Origin of the sequence: Chryseobacterium sp. POL2, assembly GCF_011058315.1 — a bacterium.
GTDB lineage: Bacteria > Bacteroidota > Bacteroidia > Flavobacteriales > Weeksellaceae > Soonwooa.
This window is the reverse complement of the sequence record NZ_CP049298.1, coordinates 1750142-1765176: the sequence shown is the minus strand read 5'-3', so window position 1 is coordinate 1765176 and position 15035 is coordinate 1750142. Positions and strand designations below refer to the sequence as shown.

General features: G+C 36.2%; 13 protein-coding genes. 11 read left to right on the top strand and 2 right to left on the bottom strand.

Going from position 1 to position 15035, the window contains the following annotated elements; genetic code table 11:
- Positions 1–31: 31 nt before the first annotated feature.
- From G6R40_RS08170 to G6R40_RS08135, 8 genes are all read left to right on the top strand, one after another.
- Positions 32–2617: a putative LPS assembly protein LptD gene (locus tag G6R40_RS08170; protein ID WP_165133967.1), complete on the top strand. Its 2586-nt coding sequence runs from the start codon at positions 32–34 to the stop codon at positions 2615–2617.
- A gap of 50 nt (positions 2618–2667) precedes the next feature.
- Positions 2668–3048: a RidA family protein gene (locus G6R40_RS08165; protein WP_165133964.1), complete on the top strand. Its 381-nt coding sequence runs from the start codon at positions 2668–2670 to the stop codon at positions 3046–3048.
- On the top strand, positions 3048–3509 hold the full coding sequence (locus G6R40_RS08160; RefSeq protein ID WP_165133961.1) for a hypothetical protein: 462 nt from the start codon (positions 3048–3050) through the stop codon (positions 3507–3509). Before G6R40_RS08165 ends, G6R40_RS08160 begins: the two co-directional genes overlap by 1 nt.
- Before the next feature lie 290 nt (positions 3510–3799).
- Positions 3800–4519, top strand: a complete 720-nt coding sequence (locus G6R40_RS08155; RefSeq protein WP_165133958.1) for a DUF6090 family protein — start codon at positions 3800–3802, stop codon at positions 4517–4519.
- A gap of 114 nt (positions 4520–4633) precedes the next feature.
- Positions 4634–5101 (top strand): regulatory protein RecX, encoded by a 468-nt coding sequence (locus tag G6R40_RS08150; protein WP_185670480.1) that lies wholly within the window; start codon positions 4634–4636, stop codon positions 5099–5101.
- Between the two features lie 199 nt (positions 5102–5300).
- On the top strand, positions 5301–6572 hold the full coding sequence (glyA, locus tag G6R40_RS08145; protein ID WP_165133955.1) for a serine hydroxymethyltransferase: 1272 nt from the start codon (positions 5301–5303) through the stop codon (positions 6570–6572).
- A gap of 614 nt (positions 6573–7186) precedes the next feature.
- Entirely contained in the window at positions 7187–9643 is a 2457-nt protein-coding gene (locus G6R40_RS08140; RefSeq protein WP_165133952.1) for a DUF6923 family protein, read from the top strand.
- Positions 9644–9653: 10 nt separating this feature from the next.
- Entirely contained in the window at positions 9654–10202 is a 549-nt protein-coding gene (locus G6R40_RS08135) for a hypothetical protein (RefSeq protein WP_228455820.1), read from the top strand.
- Between the two features lie 458 nt (positions 10203–10660).
- On the opposite strand, the gene G6R40_RS08130 is transcribed toward G6R40_RS08135, so the two are convergent.
- Both G6R40_RS08130 and G6R40_RS08125 read right to left on the bottom strand, forming a co-directional pair.
- Positions 10661–11716 (bottom strand): lactonase family protein, encoded by a 1056-nt coding sequence (locus G6R40_RS08130; RefSeq protein ID WP_165133949.1) that lies wholly within the window; start codon positions 11714–11716, stop codon positions 10661–10663.
- Between the two features lie 87 nt (positions 11717–11803).
- On the bottom strand, positions 11804–12349 hold the full coding sequence (locus tag G6R40_RS08125; protein WP_165133946.1) for a hypothetical protein: 546 nt from the start codon (positions 12347–12349) through the stop codon (positions 11804–11806).
- A gap of 188 nt (positions 12350–12537) precedes the next feature.
- Here G6R40_RS08125 and G6R40_RS08120 point away from each other — a divergent pair, with 188 nt between their 5' ends.
- From G6R40_RS08120 to G6R40_RS08110, 3 genes are read left to right on the top strand one after another with little or no spacing between them, the layout of a single operon-like run.
- Positions 12538–13692, top strand: a complete 1155-nt coding sequence (locus G6R40_RS08120; protein WP_165133943.1) for a glycosyltransferase family 4 protein — start codon at positions 12538–12540, stop codon at positions 13690–13692.
- A gap of 50 nt (positions 13693–13742) precedes the next feature.
- Positions 13743–14348: a sugar transferase gene (locus G6R40_RS08115; RefSeq protein ID WP_165133940.1), complete on the top strand. Its 606-nt coding sequence runs from the start codon at positions 13743–13745 to the stop codon at positions 14346–14348.
- Positions 14349–14359: 11 nt separating this feature from the next.
- Positions 14360–15007, top strand: a complete 648-nt coding sequence (locus tag G6R40_RS08110) for an acetyltransferase (protein WP_165133937.1) — start codon at positions 14360–14362, stop codon at positions 15005–15007.
- The last annotated feature ends 28 nt before the right edge of the window (positions 15008–15035 follow it).

The window sequence follows — 15035 nt, the reverse complement described above, 5'->3', positions numbered from 1 at the left end:
TAATTTTGACCCGAATTACAGATGTACTGATTTGGGCAAAAGCATTTTCAAAAATATACTACTATTTTTAATTTTCCTAATTTTTAACAATATTTTAGCACAGAATAATGAGGCTAAAACTATTGAAATTAGGTCTAAACAAGATACTATTCGCAAGAATGATAGCATTCCTGCCAAGGAACAATTGGATGATGTTGTGAAAACTAAAGCCGATGTCGAGCGTAACTCTTTTTCTACCAAGCAGACCTTTTTGGATAAAAATGCGCAAGTGGTTTATCAAGATATGCAGATTGATGCCGACTATATCCGTATCGACTGGTCGAGTAGCAAAATATATGCGCGTGGTGGATTGGACGAAAAAGGACGCGTTACCACGCCTGCTGTAGCGACGCAAGGTGGCAAGACCTTCGAGTATGACGAGGTAATTTATAATTACAAAACCCGACAGGCTGTAGCTTTCAATGCCAGAACGGAGGAGAGCGAAGGCGTTATCGTTGCCGAGAAAACCAAAAAGTATAATGATTCGGTGTTTTTTATGCGCAATGGAAAATATACGACCGATGAGTATTTTGTCAAGAAAAAAGATACGATAGCGGATTATTACCTTTTGGCGCCTAATATTAAATTGATAAAAGGTAAAGAAAATTCCCAGGTAGTAACAGGGCCTATCCAGATGTATATCGAGCAAGTACCGACACCTTTGGTGATGCCTTTTGCTATTTTACCATTTTCGGATAAGCGTTCTGCTGGAATTTTGATTCCGAGTTTTGGGGAACGTCAGGATGTTGGTTTCTTCCTCAATGGTTTGGGCTATTATCAGCCGATAGGTGAGCATTTTGATCTTAAAATCTTGTCCGATCTTTATACCAAAGGGAGCTGGAATCTGAGGCCTGAAGTTAATTATCTCAAGAAATATAGATATAACGGTCGTTTTAATGCGGAGATTGGGACAGTTATCCGAGGTATAAAAGGTCTTGATGATTATTCTAAATCTTCAACTTATAAAATTGCTTGGACACATCAACAAGACAGCAAGGCTAATCCATTATTCACCTTCAATGCGGCGGTAGATATTACGAGTCAGAAGTTTTATAACAACCTTCTGAATAACAATTATATTTACAATAATGAGAACTTAAAGACGAGCCAAACTTCCAGAATTAGTTTGCAAAAACGGTTTTTAAGTTTGCCAATAACCATCAATGCCAATGCGACTTATTCTCAGAACTTTGCAACGGGACTTACCGATATTCGCTTGCCGGATGTCACGGTGGCAATGAGTCAGTTTTACTTATTTAAACCTAAAACCGGTGTCCGTACAGGCTTACTAGAAAATTTAACGGTAAATACCGGCTTGTCATTAAGTAATTATGTGCAAACCAGAGAAGAGGACTTGTTCAAAGATAAGATGTGGCAAGACATGAAGACGGGACTTCGTAACAATATTGCGTTGGCGACCAATACGAGTATTGCAAAATATTTTACATTCACTTTGAGTGCGAATGTTGACAATGTCTTGACTACCAAAACCCTGGAGAAACGCTACAACATCTTAACAGATCGAGTTGATAATATCACAAAAAATCAGTTTGCTGGATTTTCGACCTTCTCTACATCAGCGAGTTTGCAGACTGTCTTATATAAATTTTTGAACTTTAAAAAAGGTTCCATGGTTGAGGCGGTACGACACATGGTAACACCAAGTCTTAGTTTTAATTATACCCCAGATTTTGCTGCGAAAAATTGGGGTTATTACAAAGAGTATTTTGGTTCCCGAGGAGAGATGACCAAATACTCCATTTTTGAAGGCGGTATTTATGGTTCGCCAGGTCAGGGATTGACCCAAAGTATCGGGTTTAACATCGCCAATAATTTAGAAATGAAAGTTCGTTCTAAATCAGACTCTACTGGGGTGAAAAAAATTAAACTCTTTGAAAATCTTAACATCTCTGGAAACTACAACTTTGCAGCGGAAAAGAATAAATGGTCGGTTGTTAACATCAGCTCGCAATCCTCTTTCTTTAACAGTAAAATGACACTTAACACGACTTTGACTCTGGAGCCGTATAAGATTTTGTATGATGCTACGGGTAATAATGGTATTCGTACAGAGGATTTCGGACATTTTAGCGTACAAGGATTTAATATGCAATTGTCTTACTCGTTGAGTGATGAGATATTTGGGAAGAAAGATGACTATGCCAAACTTTATAAAAAGAAAGGGGAAATCCGAAACGAGAATTATTATTTTGATGATGATAATTATGCCAGATTTGATCAGCCTTGGAGTTTGAGTATTAATGCCAACTATGCGTACACACGAGGATTGTCTATGTTTGGTTCCAAAATGGCAACTGTTGGGCTAAATGGTAATATCAAACTAACGCCTTTTTGGAATATTACAGGAAGGGCTTCTTACGACTTTGTAACCAAAGAAATATCGCAAACCTCTCTTGGGTTTTCTAGGGATCAGCGTAGTTTTACGATTAACTTTAACTGGGTTCCTTTTGGTTTTTATAAGGTCTATGATTTCTTCATCGGTATCAAAGCCAATATCTTAAGTGACGCGATTAAATATAAGGACCGAAGCTTTACACAACCGAAAAGCAGCTTCTAAGGAGTTGATAAAAATTCTTAGATTTGTAGCCGATAAACCTTAAATAAACTATGAAAAAGATTATTAATACTAATAATGCTCCTGCCGCAATTGGACCATACTCACAAGCCAATATGGCTAATGGCGTTTTGTATATTTCGGGGCAGATTCCTGTGGATCCTGCAACAGGAAAATTGGAAGAAGGTATCGAAAAAAGTACACATCAAGTCATGAAAAATCTTGAAGCCATTCTAACAGAAGCAGGACTGGGATTTCGTCATGTTGTGAAAGCGACAATATTTTTGAAAAATATGGACGACTTCGCGGTGATGAATGATATCTATGCCTCTTATCTGGATGCTGAGGCTTTTCCTGCTAGAGAAACTGTGCAGGTATCATGCCTTCCGAAAAATGTTGACATCGAAATATCAATGATTGCACACGCCGATTAATGAATTTTTTTAGAAATTTATTTGGTGTTTTTTGTGGACTTCTTGTAGCGGGCCTTATCATTTCGTTGGGTATTCGTATCAATCCAAGTTGGATTACCTACAAAGAGTTTGCACCATTTGAGCATTGGAAACAACTTCTTGTTGAGGTTCAGCATGAGGGGGCTTTCTTTGCTGCTTTATTATTTTTTGGTGGGCTGGGCGTTAGCATTGGCGGTGTGATAACGGCGCTTATTGTAAAGTATGCCAAAGTTGCTTATGCTATTTTGATTGGTTTTATCATGCTTTTCATTGCGATGCTTGATATTATTATCTATCCCTATCATCCCACATTTTATAAAATTTCAATATTTTTAGTCTTTTTTCCTTTTTCCTGGATTGGTGGAAAAATCGTTGAGGTTATCTACGAAAGGAAGAAAAAAATGGAGGCAAAAAAACATCAGAATACTCAGAATAAAATTTAATAATATTTAGAAAGCAGTCGTAAAGATTGCTTTTTTTGTTTTTATGAATTTTGAAATTGATGAATGCTTGAGATTCTTCACTTCGTGCTGAATGACAAGGTGGTTATTTTTGCAAGCTCTGTGTCCGTCTTTTTATTGCTTCTTTATATTTTATCCATACTCTGGACTGGCTTTAAGTAAGCTTTAATTTTAAGTTTGATGATAATTTTATTGAGAAAGTTTTTTTACTAGGCAATTTGATTTTTTATATTTGTAGCTCCTATTTATTAATAAAAACTAAACTATTACGCATGGCTGAACTAGAAGTAGCAAAATCTACCAAAAAAATTTATGAAACCGCAAAATCCGAGGAGCATAAAGCTGGGCACAAAATAAAGGAAATAGCCATGGAGATTGTGATTATTATTTTCGCAGTTTCTGTCTCAATAGCTTTTCATGCCTGGAATGAGGATCGTGTCGAGCAGCTCGAGGTTAAGCATTTTTTATTAGGTTTGAAGGTCGATCTTAACAAAGACATCAAAGAGTTGTCAACTGATATGGAAGCCTATAAAAAGCAGAAACGTTTCTTTTCGTATGTAGCAAATATTCCCGCTGGTAGTTTGGCTTCCCAAGATTCTATCGATGCTAATAAAGATTATTTATTCAATTTTACAGGTTTTACAGGCAACCAAGGTCGCTATCAGGGTTTTAAATCTTCTGGGAAAATAGGATTTATAGAACACGATGAACTTCAGAACGCAATTCTCGATTTGTATGAAGAAGATATTCCTTTGTTGGTGACTTCTACGGATTTCTACAAAGCGCAAAAGCTTAAATATGCAGATTATATTTTTGATCATTCGGTGGATTTTCCAAAAGGGAATTTTTTAAAAATTATTTCTTCGGAACCTATTAAAAATAGAAGTAAAATTTATCTTTCAGGCGTCGATCATATCATCAATAACTATCAGACTTGTATTACTCAGATGCAAGGTGTTATTACAATGATTGATAAGGAATATAAACATTAGAATGTTTGGGTATTTCGACTTCGTTTTGTGACGCCCTCAACTTTTTAAACATTTGGCGTAGAACGCAGAAATTTCGTTCTTTGTGAGGATAAGTTAAATTGGATGGAAAATGCTATGGAAAAGAAATCTTATACTTTTGAAGAGATAAAACAGAAAATGTTAAACTACTGCGTTTATCAGGATCGTTGCCATTATGAAGTGGAGCAGAAAATACGAGATTTCTTATTAATCCCTGAGGCTAAAGATGAAATTCTTCTTTATCTCATCCAAGAGCGTTATCTCGATGAAGAACGCTTTGTGCGAAGTTATATCCGAGGGAAATTTTACATGAAACATTGGGGACGCTACAAAATCCAACTCAACCTAAAACAAAAACAAATTTCTGAGAAACTTATCAGTCGTTGTTGGGACGAAATAGATGATAATGATTATAAAAAAACGATTCGAAGTTTTATTGAAAAGCAGCAAGATAACATCAAAGAGACCAACACTTTTAAAAAGAAAAATAAAATCATAAAGTTTTTAATTTCTAAAGGTTTTGAATATGAGGTTATTTTGGACGTGATGCATGAGGAATTTTGAGTTGTTGGTTGATGGTGTTTCGACTTGGCCCTGTGACCAGAAGCAAATTATTAGTTGTAAGTTTTTAATGGATGATTGTAGGTCGTTGCGTTGCGAAGGATAAAAAATGTACAGATGCTGTTGAAAGCCAAAAGTTAATTTGTTTTTCAGTTGGTTTTGGCTTAATTTCGTACAACATTAAAATTTAAATCGTTATATAATGAATCAGGATATCATCTTCGACCTTATCGAGAAAGAAAGACAAAGACAAACACATGGCATTGAGCTTATTGCATCAGAAAACTTTGTGTCAGATAATGTAATGAAAGCGATGGGAAGCGTGCTTACAAACAAGTATGCGGAAGGCTATCCTGGAAAAAGATATTACGGTGGTTGCGAAGTGGTGGACGAAGTAGAGACTTTAGCTATCGAACGTGCTAAGCAATTGTTCGGGATTGATTATGCCAATGTGCAACCTCACTCTGGTTCGCAAGCCAATGCAGCTATTTATCTAGCAGTTTTGAAGCCCGGCGACAAAATCATGGGTATGGATCTTTCTATGGGAGGACACTTAACGCATGGTTCTGCTGTTAACTTTTCAGGAATTCAGTATGACGTTGTTTCTTACGGCGTAGAAAGAGAGTCCGGACTTATCGATTATGATCAAATGCGTGAGGTAGCGCTTCGCGAAAGACCAAAAATGATGATTGCTGGTTTCTCTGCTTATTCTAGAGATTTGGATTATGCTAAATTCCGTGAAGTAGCTGACGAAATTGGTGCAACCCTTTGGGCGGATATTGCGCATCCAGCAGGATTGGTTGCTAAAGGCTTACTTAATAATCCATTCGATCATTGTCATGTGGTGACGACGACAACACATAAGACGCTTCGTGGACCTCGTGGTGGTATGATTATGATGGGTAAAGATTTTGAAAACACTTACGGACACAAAACGCCAAAAGGTGATATCAAAATGATGAGCCAAGTTTTGGATGCTGCGGTTTTTCCAGGGATTCAAGGTGGTCCTCTAGAGCATGTTATCGCTGGAAAAGCGGTGGCTTTTGGAGAGGCTATCGATCCTCAATTCGAAGTTTATGCTAAACAAGTTAAAGCCAATGCACAGGCTTTAGCAAAAGCAATGATTGGTAATGGTTTCGATATTGTAAGCGGCGGTACAGATAACCACCTTATGCTGGTTGACCTTCGTAACAAAAATGTTAATGGTAAAGAAACCGAAAAAGCTTTAGTAAAAGCAGATATCACGTGTAATAAAAATATGGTGCCTTTCGATGATAAATCACCATTCACAACATCTGGTATTAGGTTAGGGACTGCTGCAATTACAACAAGAGGTCTTAAAGAAAATGATATGGAAGTGATTGCTTCATTAATTTCGGAAGTGGTAGATAATATTAAAAACGAACAGGTTTTAGACTCTGTAAAAACTAAAGTTAATGCGTTAATGGAAGGCAAAGCGCTTTTTAATTATTAAACTTAACTTTTTTATATTGAAAATTCCAAGGTTGAAAAACTTTGGAATTTTTTGTTATACCTAGCTTGTGATGAGTTGTTGCCAAGTTTAATTATAATTTTTTCGAGGCTAAGCGATCTCGAAGCTATCGTGTTTTTTCGAATTTCATAAGAATAATCAATTATTGGAAGATATTATTGGGTTGTGAATTGTATTAAAAACATGAGTTTGGATTTATCATTAGGAATTAGGTTTTATCTTTTTTATAACTAAATAATTTGATAAATGCTCTGTTATTTCGTTTTTTCTATTAATAATAGATCGTTGGTTTGGTTTGGTTTGGTGCGTTGTGCTTGAAATTAAGAAAATTTGAGGGGTGTTTTTCTATGAGGGCGCCAATATTCTGTGTTGTATTTAATTGACTTACAGAGGGGTAATGGCAGCTGGTTTGCGTGCTTTTGGTTATGGTAATCAAGGTTTTAAATTTGACCTTTTAATTTAATGTTTTTCTGGTTATTTTGAAGTTTTAAAGCATTATATTTGCAAAATTTATAATATAAAACTAAAAGCAATATATGATATGTATGTTTAGAATTTTATTATTGACAATTTTGATGTGCGGGAGTCAATTCCTTATGTCACAGCAAGTTGACAGGCTTTATTTGTCTTTGGCGGGGACGGGAAGAGTTTATGATATAACAAGTCTTACAGGGACAGTTAATCTTCCAACGCCTTTAGCTTCACCTATTGCAACCACCGCTGCGAATATGAGTGATCTTGCTGTAGGATATGACAGTCCTGGCGGAAATCCCAATAATTTAGTGTTTATACATTCAAACACTTTAGCTAGTAGTTCATTATATAAAAATGGGAATATAATATCTCCGGCAGCCACTCTTCCAAATGTACCTATTGGAGGAATGGGGACTAATAATGTACCGGGGACTTATTTTGGAAGAGTTTATGGTTTTCAATCCAATACAAAAACACTTTATCCCATTTATCCTTCAGGTAGTACTGTAGCAATTGGTCCGGCATCCAATGATACGGATTGGGCTTCTGGTACTACGTTTGGGACAGATACATTTTTCGATTATGAAAATAATATCTATATGTTTCTTAATAACTCAGCAGGAACAGCTAGGTATTTGTACAAAATCGCTATTGCAACAGGATTGGCTACAAAAGTTGTGCAGTTAAGTGGTCCCGCATCGACAGTAAGTGGGATTCAAGGTATGGCTTATTTAAAGGGTAATGTATATACCGCTACTATATTTGGATCTTCTGGAGGCTCCGCAAACTCTGTACAGATTAATAGGATAAATATCAATACAGGAGCTTCTACAACTGTTGCAACCATAAACATAGGCAGTAATGAGTATGGTAATCTTGATTTGGCGACAGTGCCTTATTATATACCATTTACCTTTAGTTGTGGTAGCGCTGCATTTCAAGGAAATGCCGCTTTTTCTACGGGTTATGCATCAACGAAAACTCTTAGAATTCCTATTACAGATATTTATACACCAGGAACTTACACTCTTAATGTTTCGGGAACCGACATTACAACTGCTTCTCATCAGGTAAATGTGACATCAACTTCAACTTATGTTGAAGTTCCTGTAACGTATAACGGAACAGGTGTGGCTGGTAATAGGACAGTTACAGTTCGACTAGGTAATTCTTCTACAGTCTGCCAAATAACCGCAGTAGTAGAGCCTTCTTTTGGCTGTACTTCAGCAATGTATATCTCGCAGAGCTCAACGCTTTACAATATTAATACGACCACCAATCCATTTACTTTTCCGCCAATTGGAAGTCATACGAATTTTATAAATGCAATAGGAGTGAACCCATTAGATGGTCTCATATATGGTATAGTAGACAATACAAATCAACTTGTGAGAATAAATGCTTCTGGGGTGTTCACAGTCTTAGGAGCTGTTTCTGGTTTGCCAGTAGGAGGAGGGATTAATACTGGAGATTTTGATCATTTAGGTAATTTTTTTGTTAAACAATCTGGTGTTAATAATATCATCTACCGAGTAAATCTTACAACAATGTCGGCCACATCCTTAACAATTTCACAGAGTATCAATATTTCTGATTTTGCTTACAGAAAACTAGATAATAAACTTTATGGCGTGGTAAATGCTGATGGTAGGCTTGCTTCAATTGATGTGTCAACCACCCCTGCAACAGTAACAATACTAGGTGGGGCTAGTAGTATTTCTCCATTTGGAGCGATGTTTGCTTCGTCCACAGGAGAAATATTTGGTTCTGTTAATACAGGTGGTTTTTATCAATTTAATATTATAAATGGACAACGGACTTTAATATCATCTTCTCCTGCAAGTAGTGCTAATGATGGTGCGCATTGTACTAATGCTGCGATAGCTTTTACAAGTGATTTGTATGTAACAAAAACGAATGGTACAACTACTTATGCGCCCGGAACCACTACAACCTACACTGTGGTTGTGGGGAATAATGGACCTTTCGGGGTTCAAGATGCTACTTTCTCCGATCTTGTACCTAGCGGAATTCCTGCCGGGAATGTGTCTTATACTGCAACAGCTGCTGGCGGAGCAACAACTTCTATTACGGGAGTTAATACAGGTTCTATAAATGATGTGATAAGCCTTCCTTTAACAGGGACAGTAACTTACACCATAACGGTCGATATTCCTGTTTCTTTTACAGGCAATTTAACGAATACCGCTAGGGTTACTTCACCAGCCAATAGTGTTGATCCTGATCTATCAAATAACACAGCCACAGATACTGATACGCAATCGGTTTGTTATAATACCGTTACAAATATTTCTCCTGGGATAGATTCGAAACACGGCATAACATTACAGAAAAGAACAGGAACTGCGAATGGAAATTGGCCTATGATGCGAAAGTCTGCTCATACAGTTTTAGAATCCAATACGCAAGGACTTGTTATAACGAGAGTGCCAACCAGCGGTTTAGCTGCTATTACTTCCCCACAAGAAGGGATGATGGTTTTTGATACTACAGTAAAATGTTTAAAAATATATTCTGATTCTAGCTGGAAGTGTTTTTCGGTCCCAGCTTGTCCATAAAATTTTAACTATGAAAATTAAAATAAAATTTTTCTCGTCTCTTTTTGCACTAATGCTATCAGCCTTTTTTTATTCTCAGGTTATTATTGGAGATTCACAGGGTACAGCGGCTAATAAAAACAATGTGCTTTTGGAATTTGCAAATACGAATAATAGAGGTATCATATTGCCTTATGTCCGCACATTGCCAACTTCTCCAACACAAGGGACAATACTTGTAGATGCTGTTGTGCCAGCGCAATCACGCGTAAAATATTATAACGGATCTACTTGGGTTGACCTAAGTGGACAAAATGCTAATTTGACCACCACCTTAAATACACAGACCAATCTGCAAGAATCTCCCGCTTCTAAAGCGATTATAGGCTCTAGCAATAGCACTGCTAATGGGGTATTGGTTCTTGAATCCAATGACAAAGCAATGGTATTGCCAATAGTTAGCGATGTTAACAATATCCCGAGTCCATCTCCAGGCATGATGGTTTATGTTTCTAAACCAGGAGCAAAACGCTTAGCTGTATATAATGGAGAAAGATGGTCGTTCTGGGCGCCTCAATAGAGCTTTTACCTCTTTTGTTTGGAGCAAAAAATTTTGCCCAAGAAAACCAAATAGTAAACATCCAAATTATAGAATGCTGTTTGGTGTATCCCTATTTTCGAATTGCTTTTAAGAACGTGTAGGTTTTTAAAAAAATGACATTATAAAATTCCTCATTTATAAGGATTGTAGTTCTAATGTGTTCACAATAATTTTGGTATCAACAAAAAGCATAAAATTATTGATAATGAAAAAATTAGTAGTACTTCTTTTAGCAGGAATTGTGTTGGTTGCCTGTAGCCGTGACGATGACCAGACGACCCAACCAATAATCCCTTAGTTCGGTGTACCATGGTGCCTGTTTCTGGAACTATTACACGGACGTAAAGGTGTTACTGCGTGTTGTATCAGATGGCTAATTTTGTTTTTTAAATGTTTTTTAGAGGATTTAATTTTAAATAGCAGCGAAAAGTAAAGAATCAATATTTCTTAATAATTACATGTGAAGCATTTTTAATTTTTGTATCCTTGTTAAGAAATTTCAATAATCCTGTTTTAGAATCGCGTCGAAATACTGAGAGATTGCTCGTTTGGGTATTTGCTACAATAAGGAATTTTCCAGATTCATCCATCGCGAACGTTCTAGGGTGTTTGCCTTTGGTTCGCTGATAGCCAATGTTTTCTAGGCGACCATCTTCAAGGATAGAAAATATAGCAATATTATTTTCCTTTCCGCGATTGGAAGCGTATAAAAACTTCCCGTCTTGCGAAATGTGAATGTCCGAATTATCAAAATCCTTTTTATACCGCTTGTTGTGGGTAGCAATGTTTTGTATGTTTTCAAACTTTGAATTCTCAAATTTGTAAGCACTGATGCTTCCGCCCATTTCCTCGATGCAATATACAAACTTCCCATTGGGATGGAATGTGAGATGTCTTGGACCGCTTCCTAAGGTGCTTTTAATTTCAGGTATTTCGGTTGGTTGGAGCGGTTTAGGATTTTCATTTTCAAATTTGAAAATTCTTATTTTGTCAGCGCCTAAGTCCGTGAAAAAAGCATAATCAAAATTTGGAGAAAACACCGCCGAATGTAAATGTGATTTTTGTTGTCTTTTTTTGTCAATGCTGCCTTCCGAAAACTGAAAATGCTGAACATGTGTTGCTATACTCCCATCCTCCACAATTGGAAAAATAGAAATACTTGATTCTGTGTAATTAGCATTCAGTAGCCATTTTCTATTGTTGTGTACACTGACGTATACAGGGTTTTCACCATCCGTTTTTTGGCTGTTTATATAACTTAGTTTTTTGTTTTTAATATCAAATTTAAAACTACTGATGCTTCCAGCATTGGGTGTTTTGCTATCCGTACAAGCGTAAAGAAAGTTGCCATTAGTGGATAATGTAAGAAAAGATGGATTGAGAATTCCTTTTACGGATGAGGTTTTTGTTAGCGTTCCAGTAATGCTGTCGAGTTCAAAAATATATATGCCTTCCTCGTTTTTGTCCCAATTGAAAGAGCCTACAAAGACCATCGTGTTTTGCGAAAAAATAGGAGTGTATATAAAAAAAATAACGACAAGGGGTAATAATTTTCTCAAAAGATTTTTAGAGTTTAAAAATTATTTTACTTTTTCTAAAAGGTAGAGTTTGGCGCCTGAGAAAGCTAGTTTGGACATAAGGTTACCTTCCAGAACCATCGTTTTATTATTAACATCAATCACTGTAATGTAGTTGTTAGAGTTGTATTCGATATAATTTTCTTTTTCTTTGGTCAAAGGATTTTTCCCGAATTCAAATTTATATTTAATCCAATTTTCTTCTTCGTTGCTGCAGTGGACAGGTTTGAATTTTGAGCGGTTGGATTTAAAAATAATTTGATCAAAAGCATCATTACATTCGGTAGCGAAAGAATTGTCTGGATTTTGATCTTTTTGAAAATCTTCGAAAGAACCCTTGTAAACGCCAACCACTTTCCAAGTGCCATCTACGCGGTCTTCATCTATTTTTCCATTGGCTTTGCTAACAGCCCAGCTAATGCCGTTTACGGTTCCTTTTACGGCTTTGTATCCGACTTTTGCAACGCCTTTTACAGCTTTTGCTGCGGTGGAAACAACGCAAGAATGTAAGAGTGTTGCGACGGATAGTATTAAGATTATCTTTTTCATAAAATTTGCTTTGGTTTTACGAAGATAATGTTTTCTTTATTTGGCTTTAATAATGTTTGGTTGTTTTTAGTTATTGTTTTTAAATATTTGTTCGTCAATTTTAAGATGAAAAAATATCCACCAAAAGACTTATAGAGATAGATATTTAAAATTCAAAAATCAATATCTTTACCGCGTTTTTTAGAAATATGTCAAAAGCAAAACTTGTCCGCGTTACCACAGTGCCCATTTCTTTAGAAAAACTTTTGGGAAATCAACTGACTTTTATGAATCAGTATTTTGATTTAACGGCTGTTTCATCAGATGCCATCGCTTTAGAAAAAGTAGGGGATTTGTTAGAGATTAAGACACATCCAATTGAGATGACGCGGAAGATTACACCTTGGCAAGATCTAAAAGCTGTATGGGAAATGTACCAATTTCTCAAGCGAGAAAATCCGGAAATTATACATTCTCACACCCCAAAAGCAGGGCTTGTAAGTATGTTAGCGGCAAGCTTGGCGGGAGTTCCACATCGTTTGCATACCGTTGCAGGTTTGCCTTTGATGGAGGCTAAAGGTCTTAAAAGAAAGATTCTTTTGGCTGTTGAAAAATTGACTTATGCGGCGGCTACCAAAGTTTATCCCAATTCTAAAGGTTTGGAGGATTTTATTTTGGAACATCACTTAACAGCATCTTCGAAGTTGAAAGTCATCGGAAACGGCTCGTCTAACGGGATTGACACCCATTATTTCAGTCCTGAAAATCTTTCAAAACAAGACTTGGAAAATCTTAAAAAAGAATTAGATATTCAGCAAGATGATTTTGTTTTTATATTTGTCGGACGTCTGGTCGGCGATAAAGGTATTAACGAATTGATTGCGGCTTTTGACTCTATTTCTAAAAATAATTCTAAAGCTAAACTTATTTTGGTAGGCACTTTTGAGGAAGAACTGGATCCGTTATCCGAAATCACAATGAAAAAAATAAAGTCCAATCCCAATATTATCCTTGCAGGTTGGCAATCGGATGTTCGGCCTTATTTGGTGGTGTCAGATGTCTTGACTTTTCCTAGTTACAGGGAAGGTTTTCCTAACGTTGTGATGCAAGCAGGTGCAATGGGATTGCCAAGTATTGTTTCTGATATTAATGGCTGCAACGAAATAATTGTAGAAGGCAAAAATGGCGTCATTATTCCTGTTAAAAATGAAAAAGCGCTGGAACAAGCGATGCAGAGATTGATTGACGATAAAAATCGTTTTCAGAATTTAAAGAATAACGCACGTCCAATGGTTGTAGAACGTTATCAACAACAGATAATTTGGGATGCACTTTTGGGAGAATATCAAGGATTATTAAATTAATTCAGTTAAGAAATAAAAGCTTTTTAGATTTAAAAAGTAAAAAACGAAATATGTATAAAAACTTTATAAAAAGAATTTTAGATTTTGTGATTGCAAGTGTAGCCTTGGTCTTACTATCACCAGTTTTGATTGTGGTGACGATAGGTTTATATTTTGCCAATCAAGGGAAACCATTCTTTTTACAAAGACGTCCAGGTAAGAACGAGAAGATTTTCAGAATCATCAAATTCAAAACCATGAATGACAAAAAAGACCGTGAAGGACAACTGCTTCCCGATAGTCAGCGGTTAACAAAAATAGGGGCTATCGTGCGGAAAACCTCTATTGATGAAATTCCGCAATTAATCAATGTCATCAAAGGTGATATGAGTCTTATAGGTCCGCGGCCTTTGTTGCCAGAATATATCTCGCTTTATAGTACAGAACAAAAACGCCGTCACGAGTTAAAACCTGGAATAACAGGTTGGGCTCAAGTTAACGGACGAAATGCCATCTCGTGGACCAGAAAGTTAGCTTTGGATGTAGAGTATGTTGATAATATCAGCTTTGTTTTGGATTGTAGAATATTCTTTTTAACAATAAAAAAAGTCTTAATCCGAGAAGGAATTTCGCAGGAAGGTCAAGTTAGTATCGAAGCTTTTAATGGTAAAAATTAATAATAAAATAAATGAAAGATATTGCGATTTTTGGAGCAGGAGGCTTTGGTCGTGAAGTGAAAACGATAATTGATGCAATCAATAGAGATAAACCGAATACATATAACTTACTTGGTTTTTTTGATGATGCTTATGAGATTGGTGAGAAGATTAATGGTATTCCTAACCTCGGGGGGTTAGCAGAATTGAATGGCTGGCATAATAAATTAGATATTGCAATATCAATTGGAGAACCCAAATTAAAAGCCCAAATTATAAAACTAATAACTAATAAAAATGTTAGTTATCCAAAGCTTATTCATCCAAATGTCTCTATTTCGAATGATGAGGTTTTTATAGGGAAAGGGTCGATTATCTGCGAGGGATCAATTTTAACATGTAATATTAGTGTTGGAGATTTTGTGATACTTAATTTATATTGTACAGTTGGACATGACGTAACTATAGGTAAGTATTCATCTTTTATGCCATCTGTGAATATTTCTGGAGAAGTAGATATTGAAGATTCTGTGTATGTAGGAACTGGGGCAAAAATTATCAATCAGCTGAAAATTGGAGAGAATACGATAGTAGGTGCTGGTGCAGTCGTTTCAAGATCTCTTCCGTCTAATTGTACAGCAGTCGGAATTCCTGCAAAAGCAATTAAATTTAATAACTAAAATAAAAAAACAGGCTTTCCAATGGAAA